The sequence below is a fragment of the Mycobacterium neumannii genome (genome assembly GCF_002245615.1).
GTDB lineage: Bacteria > Actinomycetota > Actinomycetes > Mycobacteriales > Mycobacteriaceae > Mycobacterium > Mycobacterium neumannii_A.
Map to the genome: position 1 here is coordinate 1 of NZ_NKCO01000012.1, position 22007 is coordinate 22007.

At 66.9% G+C, this 22007-nt stretch carries 27 protein-coding genes and 1 other RNA gene; 11 read left to right on the forward strand and 17 right to left on the reverse strand.

The annotated features are described in order from the left end of the window. Positions 1-163: 163 nt before the first annotated feature. The 6 genes from CEX88_RS15165 to CEX88_RS15185 form a co-directional block, all read right to left on the reverse strand. The gene (locus tag CEX88_RS15165; protein ID WP_094294106.1) at positions 164-706 is read right to left on the reverse strand and encodes a hypothetical protein; all 543 of its coding nucleotides are present in this window, start codon (positions 704-706) and stop codon (positions 164-166) included. A 25-nt stretch (positions 707-731) separates the two neighbouring features. Further along, positions 732-1085, reverse strand: coding sequence for a hypothetical protein (locus CEX88_RS15170; protein WP_094294107.1), 354 nt, complete (start codon positions 1083-1085; stop codon positions 732-734). Positions 1086-1119: 34 nt separating this feature from the next. Next, positions 1120-1293 (reverse strand): hypothetical protein, encoded by a 174-nt coding sequence (locus tag CEX88_RS26075; RefSeq protein ID WP_202931510.1) that lies wholly within the window; start codon positions 1291-1293, stop codon positions 1120-1122. After that, positions 1290-1643: a helix-turn-helix domain-containing protein gene (locus CEX88_RS15180; RefSeq protein ID WP_141209851.1), complete on the reverse strand. Its 354-nt coding sequence runs from the start codon at positions 1641-1643 to the stop codon at positions 1290-1292. Before CEX88_RS15180 ends, CEX88_RS26075 begins: the two co-directional genes overlap by 4 nt. Positions 1644-1854: 211 nt before the next feature. Beyond that, positions 1855-2853 (reverse strand): hypothetical protein, encoded by a 999-nt coding sequence (locus CEX88_RS25920; protein ID WP_126315847.1) that lies wholly within the window; start codon positions 2851-2853, stop codon positions 1855-1857. Continuing rightward, positions 2850-3197: a hypothetical protein gene (locus tag CEX88_RS15185; RefSeq protein ID WP_094294110.1), complete on the reverse strand. Its 348-nt coding sequence runs from the start codon at positions 3195-3197 to the stop codon at positions 2850-2852. Before CEX88_RS15185 ends, CEX88_RS25920 begins: the two co-directional genes overlap by 4 nt. A gap of 606 nt (positions 3198-3803) precedes the next feature. Between CEX88_RS15185 and CEX88_RS15195 the strand changes: the two genes are divergently transcribed. Then, positions 3804-4295, forward strand: a complete 492-nt coding sequence (locus CEX88_RS15195; protein ID WP_126315845.1) for a helix-turn-helix domain-containing protein — start codon at positions 3804-3806, stop codon at positions 4293-4295. Then, positions 4279-5436 (forward strand): tyrosine-type recombinase/integrase, encoded by a 1158-nt coding sequence (locus tag CEX88_RS15200; protein ID WP_094294112.1) that lies wholly within the window; start codon positions 4279-4281, stop codon positions 5434-5436. Before CEX88_RS15195 ends, CEX88_RS15200 begins: the two co-directional genes overlap by 17 nt. A 23-nt stretch (positions 5437-5459) precedes the next feature. On the opposite strand, the gene rnpB is transcribed toward CEX88_RS15200, so the two are convergent. Then, an RNA gene (gene rnpB, locus CEX88_RS15205) (RNase P RNA component class A) lies at positions 5460-5878 on the reverse strand. Between the two features lie 59 nt (positions 5879-5937). Between rnpB and CEX88_RS15210 the strand changes: the two genes are divergently transcribed. The 3 genes from CEX88_RS15210 to CEX88_RS15220 are packed head-to-tail and all read left to right on the forward strand — an operon-like array spanning position 5938 to position 7340. Continuing rightward, the gene (locus CEX88_RS15210; RefSeq protein ID WP_094294113.1) at positions 5938-6393 is read left to right on the forward strand and encodes a helix-turn-helix transcriptional regulator; all 456 of its coding nucleotides are present in this window, start codon (positions 5938-5940) and stop codon (positions 6391-6393) included. 9 nt (positions 6394-6402) lie between these two features. After that, on the forward strand, positions 6403-6840 hold the full coding sequence (locus tag CEX88_RS15215) for a VOC family protein (protein WP_066841783.1): 438 nt from the start codon (positions 6403-6405) through the stop codon (positions 6838-6840). A gap of 5 nt (positions 6841-6845) precedes the next feature. After that, complete coding sequence (locus tag CEX88_RS15220) at positions 6846-7340, forward strand: methyltransferase family protein (protein WP_094294204.1); 495 nt, start codon at positions 6846-6848, stop codon at positions 7338-7340. A gap of 382 nt (positions 7341-7722) precedes the next feature. Here the strand turns inward: CEX88_RS15220 and lpqN are convergent, their stop codons facing one another. The 4 genes from lpqN to CEX88_RS15240 all read right to left on the reverse strand — a co-directional run bounded on the left by lpqN (position 7723) and on the right by CEX88_RS15240 (position 11668). Continuing rightward, complete coding sequence (lpqN, locus tag CEX88_RS15225; protein ID WP_094294114.1) at positions 7723-8409, reverse strand: envelope biogenesis lipoprotein LpqN; 687 nt, start codon at positions 8407-8409, stop codon at positions 7723-7725. A 142-nt stretch (positions 8410-8551) separates the two neighbouring features. Continuing rightward, on the reverse strand, positions 8552-9988 hold the full coding sequence (locus CEX88_RS15230; protein WP_094294115.1) for an HNH endonuclease signature motif containing protein: 1437 nt from the start codon (positions 9986-9988) through the stop codon (positions 8552-8554). 110 nt (positions 9989-10098) lie between these two features. Further along, positions 10099-10725 (reverse strand): class I SAM-dependent methyltransferase, encoded by a 627-nt coding sequence (locus CEX88_RS15235; protein ID WP_094294116.1) that lies wholly within the window; start codon positions 10723-10725, stop codon positions 10099-10101. Next, positions 10712-11668 (reverse strand): NAD(P)/FAD-dependent oxidoreductase, encoded by a 957-nt coding sequence (locus CEX88_RS15240; RefSeq protein ID WP_094294117.1) that lies wholly within the window; start codon positions 11666-11668, stop codon positions 10712-10714. The genes CEX88_RS15235 and CEX88_RS15240 overlap by 14 nt, the downstream gene beginning before the upstream one ends. Before the next feature lie 46 nt (positions 11669-11714). Here CEX88_RS15240 and CEX88_RS15245 point away from each other — a divergent pair, with 46 nt between their 5' ends. After that, complete coding sequence (locus CEX88_RS15245; protein ID WP_068199285.1) at positions 11715-12287, forward strand: helix-turn-helix domain-containing protein; 573 nt, start codon at positions 11715-11717, stop codon at positions 12285-12287. Here the strand turns inward: CEX88_RS15245 and CEX88_RS15250 are convergent. The 4 genes from CEX88_RS15250 to cobC are packed head-to-tail and all read right to left on the reverse strand — an operon-like array spanning position 12284 to position 16246. Further along, on the reverse strand, positions 12284-13372 hold the full coding sequence (locus CEX88_RS15250) for a bifunctional RNase H/acid phosphatase (protein ID WP_068199286.1): 1089 nt from the start codon (positions 13370-13372) through the stop codon (positions 12284-12286). The genes CEX88_RS15245 and CEX88_RS15250 overlap by 4 nt on opposite strands. Further along, positions 13369-14106: a zinc ribbon domain-containing protein gene (locus CEX88_RS15255; RefSeq protein ID WP_094294118.1), complete on the reverse strand. Its 738-nt coding sequence runs from the start codon at positions 14104-14106 to the stop codon at positions 13369-13371. The genes CEX88_RS15250 and CEX88_RS15255 overlap by 4 nt, the downstream gene beginning before the upstream one ends. Positions 14107-14108: 2 nt before the next feature. Then, positions 14109-15227 carry a Nif3-like dinuclear metal center hexameric protein gene (locus CEX88_RS15260; RefSeq protein ID WP_066841775.1) on the reverse strand — a complete coding sequence of 373 codons (1119 nt, stop codon included), beginning with the start codon at positions 15225-15227 and terminating at the stop codon, positions 14109-14111. Then, complete coding sequence (gene cobC, locus CEX88_RS15265; protein ID WP_066841774.1) at positions 15224-16246, reverse strand: Rv2231c family histidinol phosphate aminotransferase CobC; 1023 nt, start codon at positions 16244-16246, stop codon at positions 15224-15226. Before cobC ends, CEX88_RS15260 begins: the two co-directional genes overlap by 4 nt. Before the next feature lie 64 nt (positions 16247-16310). On the opposite strand from cobC, the gene CEX88_RS15270 reads away from it, so the two are divergent. The 3 genes from CEX88_RS15270 to CEX88_RS15280 are packed head-to-tail and all read left to right on the forward strand — an operon-like array spanning position 16311 to position 18296. Beyond that, positions 16311-16982, forward strand: coding sequence for an HAD-IA family hydrolase (locus tag CEX88_RS15270; RefSeq protein WP_094294205.1), 672 nt, complete (start codon positions 16311-16313; stop codon positions 16980-16982). Further along, positions 16975-17469 (forward strand): low molecular weight protein-tyrosine-phosphatase, encoded by a 495-nt coding sequence (locus CEX88_RS15275; RefSeq protein ID WP_094294119.1) that lies wholly within the window; start codon positions 16975-16977, stop codon positions 17467-17469. Before CEX88_RS15270 ends, CEX88_RS15275 begins: the two co-directional genes overlap by 8 nt. Continuing rightward, on the forward strand, positions 17469-18296 hold the full coding sequence (locus CEX88_RS15280) for an SURF1 family cytochrome oxidase biogenesis protein (RefSeq protein WP_094294120.1): 828 nt from the start codon (positions 17469-17471) through the stop codon (positions 18294-18296). The genes CEX88_RS15275 and CEX88_RS15280 overlap by 1 nt, the downstream gene beginning before the upstream one ends. Here CEX88_RS15280 and CEX88_RS15285 read toward each other — a convergent pair. Beyond that, entirely contained in the window at positions 18250-19224 is a 975-nt protein-coding gene (locus CEX88_RS15285; RefSeq protein WP_094294121.1) for a cobalamin biosynthesis protein, read from the reverse strand. The genes CEX88_RS15280 and CEX88_RS15285 overlap by 47 nt on opposite strands. Positions 19225-19260: 36 nt before the next feature. Here CEX88_RS15285 and CEX88_RS15290 point away from each other — a divergent pair, with 36 nt between their 5' ends. Beyond that, positions 19261-20088 carry an oxygenase MpaB family protein gene (locus CEX88_RS15290; RefSeq protein ID WP_094294122.1) on the forward strand — a complete coding sequence of 276 codons (828 nt, stop codon included), beginning with the start codon at positions 19261-19263 and terminating at the stop codon, positions 20086-20088. A gap of 24 nt (positions 20089-20112) precedes the next feature. After that, positions 20113-20508, forward strand: coding sequence for a VOC family protein (locus tag CEX88_RS15295; protein ID WP_094294123.1), 396 nt, complete (start codon positions 20113-20115; stop codon positions 20506-20508). Here the strand turns inward: CEX88_RS15295 and putP are convergent. Then, positions 20505-22001, reverse strand: coding sequence for a sodium/proline symporter PutP (gene putP, locus CEX88_RS15300; protein WP_094294124.1), 1497 nt, complete (start codon positions 21999-22001; stop codon positions 20505-20507). The genes CEX88_RS15295 and putP overlap by 4 nt on opposite strands. Positions 22002-22007 lie beyond the last annotated feature (6 nt).

A 22007-nucleotide genomic window follows, 5' to 3' on the forward strand; every position in this document is an offset into this window, starting at 1 on the left:
CCTTCCCGGCGGTTGTTTTTTGTGGGGGACCAGGGGGGGCCTTGCCAATGCCTTGGGTGGCGCGTGGGGCCCCGGGTGGGGGGTTACTCCCCCTGGTGCCTCGCGGCGAATGCGGCTTCGGTGATTACGGTCCGTTCGCCCCGGCCGCGAGGCCGTCGGGTGGTTATGCGCCCCAGGCGTAGGCGATGGTGGCTTCGAAGGATCGGTACTGCCTAAGTTTGGCTAGGTCGTTGAGATCTTGAGCGGCGTCGGGGTGGTGCTTGACGTATTCGGCGACGATGCTGTTCCAGCCAGCGTTGAGTGCTCGTCCGAGGATTGCTGCGGCGAGGGTCTTGTCGCCGGATCGCAGGGCCGCGGCGAAGACCTCTGCTGCGTCGTCGCTTTGAGTGAGTCGGGCTGCTCGGTCCTGCGAATCTCGGTAGAGCAGGATCTGTCCGGGGTCGCTGCTGGTCACGCTGGTCAGCCCGAACAACCGCTTCTCGACCGCCTGCTTCTTGGCGTCGATGAGTTCGGTTTCCTTCTTGCGAAGGTCTCGTAGCTGCTCACGCATCCGATCACGCTCGCTGTCGAGCTTCGCTCGCCGGCCGATGTCGGAGAGGGTGTTGTCGTTGTCGAGACTGTCACGGGTGCGGGCCGATCGCTTCTGAATGCTTGCGGCTTGAGCGCGGAGGTCTTCGATCTGGGATTCGAGCTGTGTGAGAGACATTGTGTGCGTTTTCCTTTCTGAGCGGTCAGACCGCCGGGCGATTTGTGGAGAGGTTCCACAGTTCTTGTATGCGCTCTGCTACAGGGTGTTCTCCGAAGTAGCGGATGCCGGCGTTTACGACGTCGCCCCAACGGTTGTCGATCGCCACTCGCACAACCCCGAGGACCGCGAAGCCATCGGCCGACACGCTGGCCCGGATGAGAAGCCGGGCCGCGTCCGACTCGTTCGTGAGGTCTTTGATCTCGCGGTTGCCGCGAGCGGCGTTCCGAAACACGATGTGACGCAGGACCTTGATGCGTTCGGCGGTGGCACGCGCAGCTTGCTCCCGCTCATCGCGTTTTACGGCGGCGCGGTCGACGTCCATCGCGGCCCGATCCACGATGGTCAACCCGGACCGCCGTGTGTCATTTGTGCTAATCATCCCCACCGCCGAACAGCTGCCGCGCGAATGCGCCGCGATCGGATGCCAGCGGTCCCCGTCGGGCGCCAGGCGGGCGCACCCGCTCGATAAGGTCGCTGAACTCGTCGTCGCGCAGCTCTCGGAGGTACTGCTCGACTCCTAGTCGTAGGTATTCGATTGGGCTCACTTGTGCCCCCCTGCCTTTCGTTCGGCGTGCTCGACGACGGTCTGTCGCGGGAAAAGCCATCGACCGCCGATGTCGCGGCCGTCAAGCTTGTCGCGAATGCGAGGGTTTCTCACCCAGCTCATTGAGCAATTGAGGATTGCTGCTGCTTCGGTCGTGTCGATGAGTTCGTCTACCAAGGGTGACGATTCAGGCTGCGCCGCACAACTTTTGGTTGCGTGTACGCAACCGTTGAGTCGGTCGCGCAGGGCGACGAACCCGTGCGGCCCCGGTCTGTTGCCGATTGTGCGACGCACGATGAGGTCGTTAACGGCGTAGAGCAGCAATGCGGTTTCGGCTGGCGTGAACTTCATGACGCCGACCACGGCTCGGGTTGGTGGATGGGTTCGGTGATGGTCCGGTCCGATGCCGGCGGCGGTTGGCTCTTGTGCCTGCAGCGGACGGCTGGGTCGATCGGGGTGTGATCTGGGCCAAGCTGCCAGCTGCACTGGGCGCAGCGACGGCACCGGCGGACCGCAGATAGCCGTTCCCCGGGCGCGGCCTGCTCGATTGCGCTACGGCGGCTCATGCCGACTCCCCGGCTGCTACCGCGGCCCCGCGGCATCCTGCGCAGTCGGCGGGCGCGAACTGAAGGTGACCGTGGCGCCGGCAACGCGGCCCATGGAGTCCGGGAATCCATGAGGGCGGTTCGGGTTTGGGTACTGGGTGCCAAGGCGCCCGTTCGGGCCGCGCTGGCTCGGCTGCCTTGGCCAGGATCCGTTCCAAGGAGAGTGCATTCTGTCGCTGCGCCCATACCTCGCGGATGCGTCTGCGCCGGCCGCAGGCGCCACAGCTGTTGTCGGTGCCTCGGGGCATATGCCGGTCGCAGTAAGGTTGCGGTTCAGGTTCGGGGTCGTCGGCTACTTCGCCCACGATCGCGTCTATGCCGTCTATGCCGTCGATGCGTTGAGTGACTAGCTCGCGGCTGGCCGGTTCTACTTCTTCGACATCGACCAGTTGTGGTTTCTTATCGGAGGAATCTGGGGGCGGGGGGTCGTTGCCGTCGTTGGGGACGGGTTCCGCGTTGAGCGACTTGCACGCGGCCAGCTCGCCGGTCTCCCCCTCTTCTCCAAGTTCTTCAGGTAGAGGAAGGCCGGCAAAATCTGCCGACGACGACCGTCGATTTCCGCCGAGGTGCTCGGCAGAATCTGCCGATCGGTGGGCAATATCTGCCAATGGCACGTCACAGCCTTGATCGGATCTTGCCAATGGCACATCAGAGGCCCTATATGCCTGTGCTCGGTCGCCGTAGAAGTCCTGCCTCGAAACGGCCGACAGGTCGCCCATGCCCTGCAACTTGCGAACCGTCGCCGACACGGTTCGTCGCGGCACACCCGCGCCCAAGGCCTGGCCGATGTCGTCGTGCGATGCGCACCACCACATCTCGCCGTCGATAATTCTGCGGCCGTTCGATTCGCCCGGCAGCGCCGTCACATATCGGACCAGCGCCAAGATGCATGCGCCGAGCGGCCCGACGCGACCGATCTCAGCCGGCGACACCTTAAGGAAGGCGGGCGGTCTCACGGTTCGACCGTCGCCGTGTGCAGTCCGCATGCTTGACCCATTGCCTTGACTCGCAGCCGGCACGGCGTGCCCGCGCGTGTTGGCTGGCCGCAGCGCGGCGCCGGCGAGACGCGCTCACGTATGGCGACGGGCAACCGGCCGAGCCTCTCGTGCAACTGATCGCCGTTGTCGCGCTTAAAGGTTTCGCCGTTGCGCATTCTTGCTTCGTTGACGAGCCAGGCCACCTCTTCGCCGGTGCTGGTCACGCACAGCGCGATCACGTAGCCAGCCGAACCGACATCGCAGAGGCAGGCGCTACGTTCCCAGTCGACGAGCGCGAATCCGTCGGAGTCGCCGCCAACCATCACGCAACCTTCGCTTTTTCATGCGCAGAAACTGATGTAATCGCAGGAACTGATTCAGGTGGGCCGCAGCGTCTGGAGTAACCTCTCCTGCTAGATGAACTGCGGCAATGTATTCACGTTTGCCGCCGAAGGGGTCTGTGACGACGATGGTGATGACGTCGCCTTCGATGAACGTGTAGGCCTCTCGGAGCATCCGGCCGTCGGCATCCGTTGGTCCTAGGCCGAACCCCAGGTCCCACGCCGGGCCATCTATGGAGCTTGCGAGGAGCGCTGCGAGCTCGTGCGATTCGGCGTTCATCATGCCTCGCCAGACCTAGTCGTGGCTTCCTGATTGGCGAGCCACTGATCGATTTCAGATTGGCGCCAAGCCCGGCGTCTTCCAATCTTGAACGAGCGTGGACCTCGGCCAGTCGCGTCCCAGTATCGAATGGTCCCGAGCGGGATCCCACCGAGCAGCGTCGAGAGCTCCGGCGCAAACACGATCCGGTCTGGCACTGCCGCCATCACCGACTCCCTTCTTCTGATGAAGTTGCAATGTTGTGCTTCTAACGAAGCTCAACGTAATCGCCCCTTGTCTTCACGTCAAGCGCCATGCAACATGTTCACGTGGAGAACATCACGAACCAACAAGTTGGGGCACGAATTGCAGCCGTGCGCGGCGAAATGAAGATGACCCAGGCCGAGCTTGCGTTAGAGATGACGGCTCGACTGGGCCGTGAGATTCGCCCTCTCACCGTCACCCGACTTGAGGGCGGCAAGCGGCCGATCAACGTTGATGAATTGGCGGCTGCGGCTGCGGCACTTCGCATCAATCCCGCCGACTTCTTCGCTGACGACCTACCGATGGGCAGCGTTCAAATCGTCAGTGCGTTTCAGACCGTGGCTCGAGCGAGTAATCAGCTAGTTATCGCTGTGCGGCAATATGATTCGGCTTACCGGGACTTCCTCGACGTGCTCGACAGTTCGGACAGACAGCACCTAGACCGACTTCCTTTCGGGACACGGGTCTTTATTGACGCCGCGCGGGACTGGACCATCCAGGGCTTCATCGACGAGGCACGGAACGAAGGGAGCGACTCGAATGGCACAGAGGCGTAACCGCCGGTCGGGCGTGGAAGACCGCTGGCGCAAGGCAGACGGCACACCATCGGCCAGCGACGGCAAGGGAAACCGCTGGCGCGCAAGGTATGTCGATGAGCAGGGTCGCGAACACGCCAGAGGCTTCACCCGCAAGGTCGCTGCTCAGCGGTGGCTCGACGAGGTTACGGCGGCGGTAGTCACCGGGCAGTACGTGGACCCGAAGGCCGGCCAGGTCACGTTTCGCGACTATGCCGAACGATGGCGCGGGATGCAGGTACAGCGCCCCAGTTCCCGCGCACACATCGAGACCATGTTGCGTCGGCACGCTTATCCGGTCCTAGGAGACCGACCACTCTCGTCGATCCTGCCCAGCGACATACAGGCGTGGGTCAAGGGCCTCGAACTCGCGCCGGCGACAATCGGCGTGGTGCACGGCGTCGTGTCGACGATCATGAAGGCGGCGATCCGGGATCGACGCATCGTCGCGAATCCGTGCGATGGATCGAAGCTTCCAAAGGTGGAGCGCAAGCAGGTGGTGCCGCTGACGACCGAACAGGTGGCGGCGCTGCGGGAGGGGCTACCTCCGCAGCTCCAGGCGCTCGTCACCCTTGCAGCCGGGACGGGCATGCGCCAGGGCGAGTGCTTGGGCCTCACGGTCGACCGAGTGAAATTCCTTGAGCGCACCGTGACCGTCGACCGCCAGCTCGTCACCGTGCCGGGTCAGCCGCCGTCGCTGGGACCACCCAAGACACAAGCGAGCAACCGCACCATCCCCCTGCCGCAGGTCGTTGTCGATGCGCTCGCTGCGCACCTGGCGGCGTTTCCGGCCGCATCCGATGGGCTGCTGTTCACGCTGTCGGGCAAGCCGATCACCCGGCAGGCTTTCGGCCACAAGTGGCGTCCCGCGGTCGCGAGAACGGCGCTTCCGACCGGGACCGGATTCCACACGCTCCGCCACTACTACGCGAGCCTGCTGATCCGCCACGGGGAGAGCGTGAAGACGGTACAGGCGCGCCTCGGTCATGCGTCGGCCGTCGAGACTCTGGACACCTACTCGCACCTGTGGCCGGATTCGGACGATCGGACGCGTGACGCGGTTGATTCGGTGCTCGGAGTTGCTGCGGACGCACTGCGGACGGCCGCAGCGCCCTTGAGCTGACTTTGCAGCTCAAGGGGCTGAGGCGAACGAGCTGGCCTGTAAGCCGGATTCTGTCCCGCACCACCGCGGCTGACCGCGGCGGCGAGGTGGCGACCATCCATCTGGACACACCGTCGCCGGGTGCCTCGAGCGGCCTACCCGCAGGCTCGGGCGAGCAACCCTCGAACGTCTGCGCGGCCGCAACCAGGTTGCGGCCTTCTTGGCCTTGCTTCGGGTGGGGTTTGCCTAGCCACTCCGGTCACCCGGAGTGCTGGTGCGCTCTTACCGCACCGTTTCACCCTTACCACCCCGAGTCCGAAGGCCCGGTGGTGGCGGTCTGTTTTCTGTGGCACTTTCCCGCGAGTCACCTCGGATTGCCGTTAGCAATCACCCTGCTCTGTGAAGTCCGGACTTTCCTCGAAACCCAGGCGAACCTGGATCCCGCGGCCGCCCAGCCAACTCATCCGCTGGTTCAACGTAGCGCCTGTCGCCGCTGTTCCGCGAGTTCGACATACTTGGCGCATGGCACAGGCGCCTCCGGCGCGCTATCTGATGCGCGCCAAGGATCTGGTCGACGCGCGGTACGCCGAGGCGATCACCGTCGACGACCTCGCCGCGGCCGCGGGCCTGTCTCGCGCGCACTTCAGCAGGATGTTCACCCGCACCTTCGGCGAAACACCGCGCGCTTACCTGCAGACCCGCCGCCTGGAACGCGCCGCGGCGCTGCTGCGCAACACCGACCGCTCGATCGCCGACATCTGCGTGATGGTGGGCCTGCAGAGCGTGGGGTCGTTCACCACCAGCTTCGCCCGGGTGTACGGGCTGCCGCCGGCCGCGTACCGCGCGAGCCTGCCGCCGGCGGCGATCCACGCCCGGGTTCCGAGTTGCATCCTCAAGCGCGACACCCGGCCGCCCGCGGACAGTCGGGTGCCCAAGACAGCACACGGGGAGAAGACGAACAAACCCGGGCGATCGTAGCGTCGAGCCATGATCAAAATCGCAAGCGCCCACCTGTGGGTACATGACCAAGAAGCCGCACTGAGATTCTGGACCGAGAAGGTCGGTATGGAAGTGCGGCAGGATGTTTCACTGCCCGATGTCGACGGCCTCTTCCGATGGTTGACTGTCGGACCGCCGGGCCAGGACGACGTGTCGATCGTGCTGATGGCCGTACCCGGCCAACCGGTCATGGACGAGCCGACCCGTAAGCAGGTACTGGACCTGACGGCCAAAGGCTTCGCGGGCACCGTGTTTCTCACGACGGAGAACTGCCAGGCCTCCTACGAGGAAATGCGTTCGCGCGGAGTCGAGTTCACGGAGGAGCCCCACGAGATGCCCTACGGCATCGACTGTGGATTCCGCGATCCGTCGGGTAACAGCGTGCGCCTGACCCAACTCGCGGACATCTCGGCCATCACGGGGTAGTGCACGTGCGGACCAGCACCGCTGCACTCGCCTCGGCTGCCTTCTTCGTGATCGCGCCCGGCACCGTCGTCGGGGTCGGCCCGTGGTTGATCACGCGCTGGGAGCTTTCCGACGCTGCGGCGTGGCGCGTGGTGTTGGGCGGGACCGTGATCGTCGCCGGCCTGATACCGCCTATCCACGCGTTCATCGAATTCGTCAGGGCAGGCGGCACTCCCATGCCTGTTGCGCCGACCCAGCGGCTGGTCGTCACCGGGTTCAACCGGGTGGTCCGGAACCCGATGTACGTCGGTCTGATCATCGCGATCCTCGGCCAGGCAGCGCTTTTCGCCAACCTGTGGTTGGTGTTGTACGCCGCGATCGCATGGGTGGTCACCGCGTCGTTCGTGCGGTGGTACGAAGAGCCCACGCTAGTCCGGACCTACGGGTCGCAGTACGAGACGTACCGTGCAAACGTGCGCGCGTGGATTCCTCGGTTGACCCCGTGGACGGCGCCGTCGTGATGCTTTAGGCGGACGTCAGCCGCGGGGCCAAGTCGAGCGTGGCGCCGGGCCCGCGGGCGGCGCGGGACTGAGGTTCGCGCCGGGGACCTGTGAGTTCTGCCAAGCCGCGATGCACAGTCCGATCCGGCCCGGTTTACACCAGCCGCCGGTGCCCGAGACCCCAAGTGAGGTCTGGGACTGGTCCCAGCACACCCCGGTGCGCTGGTCCCACACCTCGCCGGCCGTACATTGCGCAACCGCCGCAGGCGCGGTCACCAGGGACGACGAGATCACTACGGCGCTGCACACCGAAGCCAACAGGGCGGCTGGAGCCGATGTCCGGATTCTCATATCGATGTGTCTCCGTCGGTAAGCGGGGTCCATGGGTCTCGGATGCCGGTGATCACGACGGGGGCCTGATGGTCGTCTGTTCGTCGATCACCTTGATGGCATCGAGCACCACGTTCTGCTCGCTTTCGGGACTGTCCGCATTCAGCTGAAGGACGAATAGGCCGTCGGCTGCCGGCACGACGACCGTCTTTTGAGCGACGAATCGCGGCTTGCCGTTGTCCATGAAATTGCCGGCGAACGAAATCGAGTCGAAGCCGCCGAAGGAGCTCCTCGTGGGTTCTCCCAATGGTTTGAACTCGGCCATGTCCTCCAGCTGCTCCGGCGCGTACTCGAAGATCTTCGCCGCGTCGACGTTGCCGGTGAGTTTGGAGGCGATCGCGTACATGTCGGGCGGATCGTTGGGATCCTTGGGGGCGTCGTAGACGATGGCTCCGTAGGCCCACTCCGGCGTCGCCTCCCCCGCATCGCTCCATCGGGGTGGAATGGGGAAATCGAAATCGGGGGTTCCCGGCTCACCCGGTCTGATCGGCGTCTCGGCGATCCCGTTCTCGGTGATGTACTCGCTGATCGTGTCTTCGTCGTCGGCCTGGGGGCTGGGCGCGGCCGACGTGCCGGTCGTGCTCGTCGCCGAGGTCGTTGTCGTGGCAGCGGTGTCATCACTGGAACCACAGCCCACAAGCCCAAAGCTCAGAGCAACGGCGCAGAGACCAGCCGTCGTTCCTACATGGAGATTTTTCATCGACTCCTGTCTCCTACGGTCGCTTGTCCGAAACACGAGGCAAGATCTGGACACGAGCTTAGAGCTGCGGAGACCGAATATTGGCAGGTTCATCAATTTCATGATCAATTGGCCTGCCGGCAAGCTGCGCGTGACGCCGAGTTCAGAACGGCGGAGGCTTGTAATTCGCGGCGAGCCACGCCTGATGTTGGCGTTGCTCTTCGCCGATCAGTTCGCTGCGTCGCCGTCGTTCGGTGTCAATGCGTTCACGACGCACCTGTTCGCGGGTTTGCCTGCGGCGCGGCATCATCGCCATCCGCTCGGCGCTGTCGTTCGGTGGGGGCGCGGTGGCTCGGATGACTCCGGTGGGTTGGCGCAGCACCGGGAACATGCTCGCCCCGTGAGGTTCGGATCGGTACCGGTGTCCGGTCGGGGCGGTGAGAACGACTGTACCGTCAGGCAATTGTTCTTCCCGCCAGCCACCGCTGCCGCTATAGAAGGTCTTGATCAGGTGATGAATGCGGCAGTAGTGCTTGGTGTTCGACGGATGTGTCGGGCCGTAGGGCCACGGCACCGTATGGTCCACATCGCAGCCCCACACCGGTTTGTCACATCCAGGCCAGCGACACGTCACGTCGCGCCACTGCAAGAACTCGGTCAACCTGGCGCCGGGACGATACCCGGCGCGCGCAGCGTCATCGGCCGAGGGCACGATCACCGGCTTGAGATCGGCGTTGCGCGCCAGCTCACGCACCGACTCGGCAGGCAGAACCCCGAAACCGGGCAGATATCCCGGTCTGGCGCTGGTGCCCTCCACGGTGCCCTGCTCAGCCAGCACATGGACCACCGCGGCAGCCGCCTCCGCCCGCCGCCCAGCCGCCGGGCAATCGTCGAGCCCGCACTGGCAGGCCAGTGTGGCTTCCCGGCGCCCCAGCGGCCCGCACGCATCAGCGCGGCGCTGGGCCTTGGTGCGCGGATCGTTGTCACACACCGTGGCCGCCAACGCATCCAACCCAGCATCGAGCGCGGCGCCATCTTCAGCACGGAGCTGTGCAGACATCAAGGCCATCCCCGCGACGTCGCCAGGATTGATCTCGACATAGCGGTGCCTGTCGGTTTCGGGCGGCACGCGCACCGCGGCCGGATCGAACTCGGCGATGAACACATCGATGCGATCACGCAGTTTGGGTTTGGACAGCTTCATCCACTTCTCAACCCGCCAGGCCAACGCCTCATCCAGGCCCACCATCACCTCGTCATCGACGTTCTGGGTGCGCGCGATAATCGTCGACACCATCCGATAGTCGATCACCCCCCGACGAAACCTCCGCAACACCTGCGGAAGCCGATCCCGCAGGCTCAGGGCCATCTCGACCTGACTCACCGCCCGGGCGTGGCTGATGTTGTGCACCGCCGAGATCTCAGCTGCTACCGCCGAGATCGCATCAGCGACATAGAACTCGGCTCCAACCATCTCGGGGTGACGCCGCGCGCACAACTCCCCCACCAACGACAACCGCCGTCCCGTCGCCGCGGCCTCCTCACGCGCCTCCTCACCCATCAAGGTGACCAAGTCCGCATCCGAAGCCTCTTCGAACATGCTTCCGAGACTACGCCCGACCACTGACAAGTCTTAACGACGAAAGCATTTCTCTGTGAATGAGTTTCGGCCTGTGGAGAACCACACTAGACGCCGACCGCGACCGGCGTCTACCGGCGCCGCAGCAGGATCACGTTGTCGGACCATTGCGCCGGCTCGCCGTCCGGCGTCGTGACGTCACGCATCGGCGTACTGATCTTTGCCGGTTCCCATTCGGACTCAGACAGGTTCAGCGCGGCGACGACCTCCTCGGGCGGTATGAACGTCTGGTGGTGGCCATGAAGTTCGGAAAGCCACGGCGGCGGTGTGCCGTGGTCGACGATGAGCAGAAGTCCGCCCGCCCGGACCGCCCGCGCGGCCGACCGGAAGATCGCCGTCCGGTCAAGCGGGAACGTCGAGTGCAGGAACTGCGCGTTCACCAAATCGAATTCGCCGTCGGGGAAGCTCTCCGACAGGTCGTGTTGCTGAAAGTCGATCCGGTCCCCCACCCCGCGCGCGACGGCATCGGTGGCCGCACGCCGCAAAGCGGTTTCGGCGATGTCGACGGCGACGACCCGCCATCCCCTCTCGGCGAGCCACATCGCGTCGCCGCCCTCACCGCTGCCCAGATCGAGCGCGGTGCCGGGCTCGAGGTCCGACACCATCCCGACGAGCCGAACGTTCGCTCGACCGCTCCAGATGCGATTGCGTTCGCTGTAACGCTCCTCCCAATGCTGTTTGGCGTCAGGCGTTGACATGTCGGCTCCTTTCCGGAACGACTGCTGGAAAATCCGCTTCGACCAGGCTCTGCACGACAGCGGCTGCTGCCGCTGAACCCGCCGCCACCGCGGCGGCCACCTGCGGCATCTGTGCCACCAGGTCGCCTACGGCGAAAACCCCGTCCGCACTGGTGCGATAGAACGCGTCGACGTGAACCGGATTGTGCGCGACCGGAGTCGGCTCGCCCGTTGTGGCGCCGAGTTGTTCGGCCAGCGAAGTGCGCTGGTGAAGCGTCGTGGCGACCAGGATGCCCGCCCGGGGCAGCCGGCTGTCGTCGGTGAACACCACGGCCTCCAGAGTGCCTGCGGCACCCACCAATTCGGCCACCGGCCGGTCGTCGATCGTCACACCCGCAGCCGCCAGCCGCTCGCGCTGTGCGAGGTCGAGATCAGCGGGACCGTCGGTGAGCAGGACGACGTCGTCGCTCCAGAGACGCAGCAACAGTGCCGTATGCACCGCACGCTCACCGCTGGCCAGCACGGCCAGGGGCTGATCGCGGACTTCCCAGCCGTGGCAGAACGGGCAGTGGAAAGCGGACCGACCCCACAGCTCCGCCAGGCCGGGAAGCGGCGGCGGCCGGTACTCCATGCCAGTGGCCAACACCACCTTCCGGGCACGCTCGACTCCGCCGTCGTCCAACCGCAGGACGAACAGTCCGTCCGCGCGCTCCCCGCCGGTGACTTCTGCCGCTCGCACTTCGACCGACGGATACGCCGACAACTCTCGACGTCCCAACGCGTACAGCTCCGCCGGCGGCCGGCCGTCGTGGCCCAGAAGCCCACCGATGCCGTGCGCGGGGAGGTTGCTCTGTGCGCCGCCGTCAATCAGCAGTGTGCGACGACGAGCCCTGCCCAGCACCAGCGCGGCACTCAGCCCGGCGGCACCGCCACCGACGACGACGCAATCCCAAATTCTGTCCATGCGATTACCTTGCAGCGGCCGCGAGAAGCTGCCAAGCTTTCTTGCCATGCAGGCAAAAGATGAAGACAGCGTCGACGCGCGGGTGCGTCGCAGGCTGCGCGAACTACGCACCCAGCACGGCCTGACACTGGAGGATGTAGCCCGGCGGTCGAACATCGACGTGTCCACGTTGAGCCGGCTGGAGTCCGGCAAGCGCCGCCTCGCCCTCGACCACCTGCCCAGACTGGCGGTCGCGTTGTCGGTGAGCACCGACGAGCTGCTGCGCGCACCGGAGGCCGAGGACCCACGCGTGCGCAGCGGATCCCATACCGCACACGGAATCACGTATTGGCCGTTGACCCGCCAGGCCGCCGGCGGTCTGCACGCCTTCAAGATCCGGATCAGCGCCCGGCGGCGCAACCCGCCCGCTGAACTTCCGGTGCACGAAGGCCAGGACTGGATGTACGTCCTGTCCGGCCAGCTGCGCCTGATCCTCGGTGAGCGCGACTTCACCGTGAAACCTGGTGAGGCGGTGGAGTTCTCGACGTGGACGCCGCACTGGTTCGGCGTGGTGGACGGGCCGGTCGAGGCGATCACGATCTTCGGGCCGCACGGCGAGCGGCTGCACCTACACGACTAATCCAGGTAAGCCGTCTGATTGACCAACCGCACCGATGCCGCGCCGTCGGCATAGAACTCGGCGATCGACAGCGACGCGAGATCGAGATGCAGCCGGTACAAGATGTTCGGGCCACCGTCGAGCGCCATCCGCAGCAACGTCTTGATCGGCGTCACATGCGAGACCACCAGCACCGTCTCCCCCCCACGCTCTGCCAGGATCCGTGCCCGCGCCCTGCCGACACGCTCAGCAGCGGAGTCGAAGCTCTCGCCGTCCGGAGGCGCAAGCGAGGTGTCGCGCAGCCAACGCCGATGCAGGTCGGGGTCGCGTTCGGCCGCTTCGGCGAACGTCAGGCCCTCCCAGGCCCCGAAGTCGGTCTCGATCAGGTCGTCGTCGACGGTCACGTCCAGGCCGAGCACTTTGGCCGCCGCCGCCGCGGTGTCGTACGCCCGCTGCAGCGGTGACGTGACGACCGCCGCGACGCCCCCGCGCTGTCCGAGATAGTGCGCGGCGGCTTCGGCCTGACGACGCCCGAGTTCGGTCAGCGCGGGGTTACCGCGCCCCGAGTATCGACGGTCGACCGACAACTCGGTCTGGCCGTGGCGCAGCAGCAGGAACCGCGTCGGCGCCCCACGCGCACCGCTCCACGCGGTGGGGTTCGACGCCTGATGCGGTTCCGTTCCCGCCACGCCCGAAGGAATTTCGGCCGCGGCGTCCATCGCCTCGTTGGCCAGCCGGTCGGCGTGGCTGTTCTCCGCACGCGGAATCCACTTGTAGGTGACCCGGTCGAAACGGGTGGCCAGCGCTGTGGCCTGCTGATGCAGGGCCGCGATGTCCGGGTGCTTGACCTTCCACCGGCCCGACATCTGTTCCACCACGAGCTTGGAGTCCATTCGCGCGTCGACCTCGGTGGCGCCCAGGCTCGCCGCCTCGCTCAGGCCGGCGATCAACCCGCGGTACTCGGCGACATTGTTCGTCGCGTGACCGATCGCCTCCTTGCGCTCGGCGAACACCGTGGCGTGATCCGCCGACCAGACCACCGCCCCGTAGCCCGCCGGACCCGGGTTGCCGCGCGAGCCACCGTCGGCCTCGACGATGACCTTCACCCGCCAGACCCTTTGAGACGCAACAGGATCGCGCCGCACTCAGGGCAGCGGAGCACCTCGTCGTCGGCCGCCGCGGAGATGCGCGCAAGCTCCCCTTTGTCGATCTCGAGGCGGCACGCTCCGCATCGGCGCCCCTGCAGTTGGCCGGCCCCCGCGCCGCCGCGGGCGCGCTGCTGTTCGTAGAGCCTGACCAAGTCGGCGTCGAGTGCCGCGACGAGTTCGTCGCGGCGCGACAGGCTCTGGTGGCGCTGCTGAACCAGCTCGGTACGGACGTCGTCGCATGCGGTCTGCGCGGAGCGCAGCTCGTTCTGCAGCTCGTCCATCCTCGCGACCGCGGCCTGCTGGTCGCGTTGCAGTTCCTCGCGTCGCTCCATCACCTCGAGTTGCGAATCTTCCAGCGCCGCTTGCCTGCGCTCCAGGGTGTCGAGTTCGTGCTGCAACTCGGTGAGCTGTTTGGCGTCCACCGAGCCGCCCGAAAGCAGCTTGCGGTCACGGTCTTCACGCTGGCGGACCGAGTCGATCTCGGATTCGAACTTGGCGATCTGGGCGTCGAGATCCTCGATGGCGATCTGCAGTGCCGCTAGTCGGTCGTTGGCCTCCCGATGCGCGGCCTGTACCTCCTCGAGCCGCTGCTGTTCGGCGAGGTTTTTCACCCGATGCTCCAGCCGGGCAAGGGAAGCATCGAGCTCGGCCAACTCGGATAGCGTCTGTTGTTGAGCTACTTCGGCTTTCATGCTCATCTCTCGACATTCCACGGATCGGTGCGCACGTCGGACACCCGCACAGGCAGCGCGTCACCGAAATGGGCTTGCAGCAGGTCTGCGGCTTGGCGGCACCACGGGTATTCGCTGGCCCAGTGCGCGACGTCCACGAGCGCGACCTGCGAAGCGCGTCGGTGTTCGTCGGCGGGGTGGTGCCGCAGGTCCGACGTCACGTACGCGTCGACACCCATGCGTGCGACGAGGCCGAGCAGCGAGTCACCCGCACCGCCGCACACCGCGACCCGCGACACCTCGGCGTCCAAGTCACCAGATGCGCGCACGCCCCACGACGTGGGGGGTAGTGCTTCGCGCACGCGAGACACGAACGCCGACAACGGTTCAGGACGATCCAGCACGCCGATGCGTCCCAACCCGGCATTGCCGGGAATCGGCGCCAGCGCGAAGACGTCGAACGCGGGTTCCTCGTAGGGATGCGCGGCCCGCAGCGCGGCCAGCACGTGCCCGCGCAACCGCGCGGGGGCGATGACTTCCACCCGGTCCTCTGGCACGTGTTCGACGGATCCGACGCTGCCGATCGCCGGTGACGCGCCGTCGTGCGGCAGGAACTGCCCGGTGCCAGTCGTGGTCCAGCAGCAGTGCGAATAGTCACCGATACGCCCTGCCCCCGCCGCGAACATGCCCTCGCGCACCGCCTCCGAGTTCTCCGCAGGCACGAAGACGACCCACTTGTCCAAATCGGATTCCGCACTCGCCGGCGCGAGCACCTCCTCGACGGTGAGCCCGAGCGCTTCGGCCAGCGCGTCGGAGACGCCGGGCGAAGCCGAGTCCGCGTTGGTGTGGGCGGTGAACAGCGCCCGGCCGCTGCGGATCAGGCGATGGATCAGGGCGCCCTTGGCAGTGCTGGCGGCCACGGTGTCCACGCCGCGCAACAGCAGCGGATGGTGAGCCAGCAGTAGGCCGCCCTCGGGAACCTCGGCGACGACATCGGCGGTGGCGTCGACAGCAACCGTGACCGTCTCGACGGTCTCCGACGGGTCCCCGCAGACCAGGCCGACCGAGTCCCAGTCCTGCGCCAGCTCCGGCGGGTATGCCGCCTCCAGCACGTCGATGATGTCGGCCAGCCGGGCGCTCATCGCAGCACCTCGGCCATCGCGTCGACCAGCACGGGCCACTCCGGGCGTACCGCCGCGCGCAGGAACTGACCGTCCAGCCCGACGAACGTGTCACAGCGACGCACAGCAATACCTCTGCGATCCAGGTGTTTTCGCATCAGTTCGGCATCCGGCACACAGAACAGGACGAAGGGGGCCGAACCGGTGACGACATGCACGCCGATGCTAGTCAAGCCGGCCACCATCTCCGCGCGCACCTCCGTCAGCCGCCGGGCGGCATCGTCGGCCTCGGCCACCGCATCGGGTGTGCTGCACGCCGCGACGGCCTCGAGTTGCAGCGTGCCGAGGGGCCAGTGCGGACGCCGTGCGGTCAGCCGTGCCAGCACGTCCGGCGCGCCCAGCGCGTAGCCGACGCGCAACCCGGCCAGCGCCCACGTCTTGGTCAGGCTGCGCAGGACGACGACGTCGGGCAGGGCGTCGGCGGCCAGCGATCCAGGCTCGCCGGGAACCGCGTCGGCGAACGCCTCGTCCACCACCACGATGCGCCCGGGCCTGCGCAGGGCGAGCACCTGCTCGCGGGTGTGCAGTACGCCGGTCGGATTGGTCGGATTGCCGACGACGACGAGGTCGGCGTCGCCGGGCACCGCGTCCGGGGTCAGGGTGTACGGCGCTTCCAGTACCACGTGCGCGAAGGGCACCCCGGCCGCGGCCAGCGCCGCCTCCGGTTCGGTGAACGACGGGGCGATGAGGGCGGCGCGTCGCGGCTGCAGGTCCGGCAACCGCGCGAACGCCTCGGCCGCCCCCGCCAGCAGCACGACCTCGTCGGCGGCGCGGTCGTGCCTTCCTGCGACCGCGTCGAGCGCCCGCTGAGAATCGGTCGCGCTCGGATACCGGGCCAGATCGGCCAACCGGGCCGAGAGGCGGTCGACCAGCCAGGACGGGGGCTCATCAGCGCGGACGTTGACGGCAAAGTCCAGCATCCCGGGGACCACAGCCTGATCGCCGTGGTACCGCGCGGCAGCACGCAGCGGACTCACCACATCACGACCCTAGTGCGCTGGCTGCGGTGGTTCTGCGATCGGGGAGAATGGACCCGTGACCGACATGCTGGCCTCCACGACTACGGCGACCCGCCCCCAACTGGTGATCTTCGACCTCGACGGCACCCTGACCGATTCGGCGCAGGGCATCGTCTCGAGTTTCCGCCATGCCCTGGGGTCGGTCGGCGCCGTCGTGCCCGACGGAGACCTGGCCAGCATGATCATCGGCCCGCCGATGCACCACACACTGCGAAGCCTCGGGCTCGGCGACCGCACCACCGATGCCATCGAGGCATACCGCACCGATTACCGGACCCGAGGGTGGGCGATGAACCGGGTCTTCGACGGCATCCCCGCGCTGCTGGCCGATCTGCGCGCGGCCGGCGTGCGCCTGGCGGTGGCCACCTCGAAGGCCGAGCCGACCGCGCAGCGGATCCTCGCCCACTTCGGCCTGGCCGACTGCTTCGAGGTCATCGCGGGCGCAAGCGTCGACGGTTCGCGCGCACACAAGGTCGACGTCGTCGCCCACGCATTGGCCCAGCTGGGCGAGATCCCCGAGCGCACACTGATGGTCGGCGACCGGTCGCATGACGTCGAAGGTGCCGCCGCGCACGGTATCGAGACCGTGGTCGTCGGATGGGGCTACGGCAAGGACGATTTCGACGGACCCGACGCCGTTGCCGCCGCCGCGCACGTCGCCTCGGTCGCAGACCTGCGTGAGGTGCTTGGTGTCTGAACCCCTGCACGTGACGTTCATCTGCTCGGGCAACATCTGCCGATCGCCGATGGCGGAGAAGATGTTCGCCCATCAGATCGACGAGCGCGGCCTGGGTGACGCGGTCCGCGTGACCAGCGCCGGCACCGGCGGTTGGCACGCCGGCGAGCCCGCGGACCGCAGGGCCAGCCACGTCCTGCGCGAGCACGGCTATCCGACCGCGCACCGGGCCGCCCAGGTCAACGAGGACCACATGTCCGCCGACCTGGTGATCGCACTCGGCCGCAACCACGTTCGGATGCTCAAGGATCTCGGTGTGCCCGCCGAACGGATCCGGATGCTGCGCTCGTTCGACCCGCGTTCGGGTGCTCATGCACTGGACGTCGAGGACCCCTACTACGGCGATCACTCCGACTTCGAAGACGTGTACACGGTCATCGAAGCGTCGCTGCCGGGTCTGCACGAGTGGGTCGACAACCAGCTTGCCGACCGGGGAATCGCCAGCTGATGCGCCGGTGGTCCTTCCTGCTGCGGCCGTCATGGCTGGCGCTGTTTGTCGTCGTGGCCGCGTTCGCGTACCTCTGTTTCACCGTGCTGGCGCCGTGGCAGTTGGGCAAGAACACCAAGACCTCGCGGGAAAACGCGCAGATCGCGAACTCCTTGACCGCCGAGCCGGTCCCCGTGACCTCGCTTCTGCCGAACCAGGACTCGGCAGCCCCGGACGACCAGTGGCGGCGGGTCACCGCGACCGGACGCTACCTACCCGAGGCTCAGGTGCTCGCGAGGCTGCGGATCGTCGAGGGCGAGCCCGCATTCGAGGTGCTGGTTCCGTTCGCCGTGGACGGCGGGCCGACGGTGCTCGTCGACCGTGGATACGTGCGGCCGGTACAGGCTTCGGGGGTGCCGGAGATCGAACCGGTGCCGGACGGCACGGTGACGATCGCGGCGCGGTTGCGCGACTCCGAGGGGCTGGTGCAAGGCAAGGAGCCGTTCCGGCAGGACGGCATCCAGCAGGTGTACTCGATCAACACCGCGCAGATCTCGGCGATCACGGGTGTCCCGCTGGCCGGTTCCTATCTGCAGCTGGAGGCCGATCAGCCGGGCGGACTGGGCGCGATCCCGCTGCCGCACCTCGACGCCGGACCGTTCCTGTCCTACGGCATTCAGTGGATCGCGTTCGGCATCATCGCGCCGATCGGGCTGGGCTACTTCATCTATGCCGAACTGCGCGAGCGCAGACGGGAGAAGGCTGCTCGGGAGGCCGCGCAGGCGAAGCCAGAGGCTCCGCTCACGACGGAGGAGAAGCTCGCCGACCGGTACGGCCGACGGCGCTGAGCGCGATCGCCACCCCAGCGGCGGCCAGTTGGACCGCCCGCGACAGCCGCACAGCCTTGCGCAGGTCGGCCACCTGTGGCGGCGGGCCGTCGCCGAGCGTCGGCCGGATCTCCAGTTCGTGCGCGTACTGAGTGGGGCCGCCGAGCCGCACCCCCAACGCGCCCGCGAATGCGGCCTCCACCACGCCTGCGTTCGGACTGGGATGCCGGGCGGCGTCACGCTTCCACGCGCGCAGCGCCGCGACGGGAGAGCCGCCGACCACGGGGGCACATGCGGCAACCAGCACCGCGGTCGCGCGGGCGGCGAGATGGTTCAGCAGATCGTCGAAACGCGCTGCCGCCCAACCGAAGCGCAAATAGCGCGGCGAGCGGTGACCGATCATCGCGTCCAATGTGTTCGCACCGCGGTACACCAGCACCGCAGGCACGCCCCCGAGGGCGGTCCACAGCAGCGGCGCCACGTGGGCGTCGGAGGTGTTCTCCGCGACCGACTCCAGCGCCGCGCGGATGAGGCCGGCCTCGTCGAGCACCGAGGGGTCGCGACCGCACAACGACGGCAGCAGTCGGCGGGCGTTGTCGGTGTCACCGCGGTCCAGGTGTCGAGCCATCTGGTCCCCGGCGCGGGCCAGCGATGTTCCACCCAGCGCGACGAACACCGTCGCGGCCGTGGTGACCGTGCCCGCTGCGGCACCCCGGCGCCGCGACATTCGATCCCCCGCGGCGCCGAGCAGTGTCAGCGCGCCGAGCAGGATTGCCGTGTGCACGACGCCCGCCGCACGGGTGTCGGCGTAGCTGCGACGCTCCAAAGCGGCCGCCACACTGCCGAAGAGCGCCACGGGATGTCCGCGCCGAGGGTCGGCGAACAACGAATCCGCGACACAACCGGCTGCGATCCCCACCACACGCGGGCGTGAGGTCGGCGCAAACACTTCGCGAGCGTCTCACAAGGTGATCTACTCGGATGCATGAGGTTCGGGCCCCCGCGTCGGCCGAGACGCGTCGTCGACTTGCTCAATCCGGCTGCAGCGCTGGCGCCGGCGGCCAACGTGATCATGCAGCTGGCCTCGCCCAGCGTCGGTTACGGCGTGCTGGAGAGCCCGGTCGACAGCGGCAACGTCTACAAGCACCCGTTCAAACGCGCGCGCACGACTGGAACCTACCTCGCGGTGGCGACGATGGGCACCGAGAGCGACCGCCGGCTGATCCGCGAGGAGGTCGACCGCGTGCACGCGCTGGTGCGGTCCACCCCGGCAAGCCCGGTGTCGTACAAGGCGTTTGACCCCCGGCTGCAGCTATGGGTCGCCGCCTGCCTGTACCGCTACTACATCGACCAGCACGAGTTCCTGTACGGACCACTCGACGACGAGGCGGCCGACGCGGTCTATCTCGACGCCAGAAAGCTCGGCACCACGCTGCAGGTCCGTGAAGACATGTGGCCGCCGGATCGCGCCGCCTTCGACGAGTACTGGAAACGCTCACTGGACGAACTGCGCATCGACGAACCCGTGCGCGAACACCTGCACGGGGTGGCCGCGATGGCGTTCCTGCCCGCTCCGCTGCGGCTGCTCGCCGGCCGGTTCAACCTGTTCGCCACGACGGGGTTCCTGCCGCATGAGTTTCGTGAGCACATGCGGCTGCCGTGGTCGGGGCGCCAGCAGCGCAGGTTCGAGGCGCTGCTGGCCGCGCTGCGCGTCGCCGACCGCATCATCCCGCGCGATGTCTGGATTCTCGGCTACCGGCTGTACCTGTGGGATATGCGCGCGCGGGCACGGCGTGGCAGACGAGTCGTGTGAGTCGACCGAGATCAAGGAATCAACATGCCGTTTCCCTCGCTGAACCACATCGCCCTGACCGTGCGTGACCTGGCGGTCAGCGCGCCCTGGTACCAGGAGCTCATCGGCGCCGAACCGGTCCTCGACGAACACACCGACGCCGGCTTCCGGCACGTCGTCTGGCGATTCGACAACGGCACCCTGTTCGGTATCCACGAGCACGACCGGTCGGTGCCCGACGAGCAGTTCACCGAATTTCACTCCGGACTCGACCATGTCGGCTTCGGGTGTGCGAGCAGGAGCGAACTCGAGGGCTGGGCTGATCGCCTCGACGAACTCGGTATCGAGCACGGCGAGATCGTCGATGCGCCGTACGGTTCCGGACTCAGCTTCCGCGACCCCGACGGCATCGCCTTGGAGTTCTTCGCGCCGCCGGGTTAACCGGCCGCCATTTCGGAGAATTCGCGCTGGATCTCGTCGTCCTCGCGGGCGGTCATCAGCGATACGGCGACCGCGACGGCGAAACACGCGACGAAGCCGGGAACGATCTCGTACATCGCGCTCGACAGCGCCTCGGTCTGACCCCAGACGCCGACCACCACGGCACCGGCGATCATGCCGGCGATCGCCCCGGGCGAGGTGAGCTTGCGCCAGAACAGCGACAGGATGATCAGGGGACCGAACGCGGCGCCGAAACCCGCCCATGCGAATCCGACGAGGTCGAGAATCGTCCCATCCGGGTTGAGCGCCAACAGGACCGCCACCACGGCGACGGTCAACACCCCGAGCCGGCCATAAAGGACCAGCCTCGTCGGACTCGCCTCCTTGCCGAACGCTCGATAGATGTCTTCGACCAGCGCCGACGAGCACACGATGAGCTGAGAGGAGATCGTCGACATGATGGCCGCCAGCACCGCGGCGAGCACGATCCCGGCGACGAAGGGGTGGAACATCACCTGCGCGAGGCGGAGAAACACGGTCTCCGGATTGTCCAACGTCACGCCTTCTTTGAAGAAGTACGCCAGGCCGGCGAAGCCGGTGGTGATCGCCCCCGCGGACGTGAGGATCATCCAGCTGATGCCGATGCGACGACCGGCCCTCGCGTCGGCCGACGAGCGCATCGCCATGAACCGGACGATGATGTGCGGTTGTCCGAAGTAGCCGAGTCCCCAGGCCGCCGCCGACACGATGGCGAGGAAACTTCCGCCGAAGAACAGTGACGTGCGGTGGATTTCGTCACCGGGATTACCGGCGTTGTGGACGGCGTCGGCGGCCTGAACCAGGTCGACCATCTCGCCGGGCCCGCCGGCGGCAAGTATTGCGGCTACGGGGACCGTTACGAGGGCCGCCAACATCAGCAGCCCCTGCGCGACGTCGGTGAGCGAGGCGCCCAGGAAACCGCCGAATAGCGTGTAGCACAGGGTGACTCCGGCGACCAGCAGCATGCCCGTCAGATACGACGAGTCGAACGACGACTCGAAGAACACGCCGCCCGCGACCATGCCGGACGACACGTAGAACGTGAAGAAGACCAGGATGATCGTGCCTGCCGAGATTCGCAGGACATGCGACTTGTCACGCAGCCGGTTCTCGAAGAAGCTCGGCACGGTGATCGAGTTGTTGGCGATCTCGGTGTAGGCCCGCAGTCGCGGGGCGACGAATTTCCAATTGAGCCAGGCGCCGATCACCAGCCCGATAACAATCCACGACTCGAGCAGACCCGACGCATAGATCGCGCCGGGGACCCCGAGAAGCAGCCATCCGGACATGTCGGACGCGCCCGCCGACAGGGCGGCGACGGTCGGGGTGAGCCTGCGTCCACCGAGCATGTAGTCGTCGAGATCGCTGGTCTGGCGGAAGGCGTAGAAGCCGATCGCGAGCATCATGGCGAAGTACAGGCCGATCGCCAACATCTGGAACGCGGTGTCGGATATGGGTCG

Excerpts from the sequence above, each read along its gene's own strand:
- CEX88_RS15165 (WP_094294106.1), bottom strand. The coding sequence starts at position 706 with ATGTCTCTCACACAGCTCGAATCCCAGATCGAAGACCTCCGCGCTCAA.
- CEX88_RS15180 (WP_141209851.1), bottom strand. The coding sequence starts at position 1,643 with ATGAAGTTCACGCCAGCCGAAACCGCATTGCTGCTCTACGCCGTTAAC.
- CEX88_RS15185 (WP_094294110.1), bottom strand. The coding sequence starts at position 3,197 with ATGGTTGGCGGCGACTCCGACGGATTCGCGCTCGTCGACTGGGAACGT.
- CEX88_RS15200 (WP_094294112.1), top strand. The coding sequence starts at position 4,279 with ATGGCACAGAGGCGTAACCGCCGGTCGGGCGTGGAAGACCGCTGGCGC.
- CEX88_RS15210 (WP_094294113.1), top strand. The coding sequence starts at position 5,938 with ATGGCACAGGCGCCTCCGGCGCGCTATCTGATGCGCGCCAAGGATCTG.
- CEX88_RS15215 (WP_066841783.1), top strand. The coding sequence starts at position 6,403 with ATGATCAAAATCGCAAGCGCCCACCTGTGGGTACATGACCAAGAAGCC.
- lpqN (WP_094294114.1), bottom strand. The coding sequence starts at position 8,409 with ATGAAAAATCTCCATGTAGGAACGACGGCTGGTCTCTGCGCCGTTGCT.
- CEX88_RS15230 (WP_094294115.1), bottom strand. The coding sequence starts at position 9,988 with ATGTTCGAAGAGGCTTCGGATGCGGACTTGGTCACCTTGATGGGTGAG.
- CEX88_RS15235 (WP_094294116.1), bottom strand. The coding sequence starts at position 10,725 with ATGTCAACGCCTGACGCCAAACAGCATTGGGAGGAGCGTTACAGCGAA.
- CEX88_RS15240 (WP_094294117.1), bottom strand. The coding sequence starts at position 11,668 with ATGGACAGAATTTGGGATTGCGTCGTCGTCGGTGGCGGTGCCGCCGGG.
- CEX88_RS15245 (WP_068199285.1), top strand. The coding sequence starts at position 11,715 with ATGCAGGCAAAAGATGAAGACAGCGTCGACGCGCGGGTGCGTCGCAGG.
- CEX88_RS15255 (WP_094294118.1), bottom strand. The coding sequence starts at position 14,106 with ATGAAAGCCGAAGTAGCTCAACAACAGACGCTATCCGAGTTGGCCGAG.
- CEX88_RS15260 (WP_066841775.1), bottom strand. The coding sequence starts at position 15,227 with ATGAGCGCCCGGCTGGCCGACATCATCGACGTGCTGGAGGCGGCATAC.
- CEX88_RS15270 (WP_094294205.1), top strand. The coding sequence starts at position 16,311 with ATGCTGGCCTCCACGACTACGGCGACCCGCCCCCAACTGGTGATCTTC.
- CEX88_RS15280 (WP_094294120.1), top strand. The coding sequence starts at position 17,469 with ATGCGCCGGTGGTCCTTCCTGCTGCGGCCGTCATGGCTGGCGCTGTTT.
- CEX88_RS15290 (WP_094294122.1), top strand. The coding sequence starts at position 19,261 with ATGAGGTTCGGGCCCCCGCGTCGGCCGAGACGCGTCGTCGACTTGCTC.
- CEX88_RS15295 (WP_094294123.1), top strand. The coding sequence starts at position 20,113 with ATGCCGTTTCCCTCGCTGAACCACATCGCCCTGACCGTGCGTGACCTG.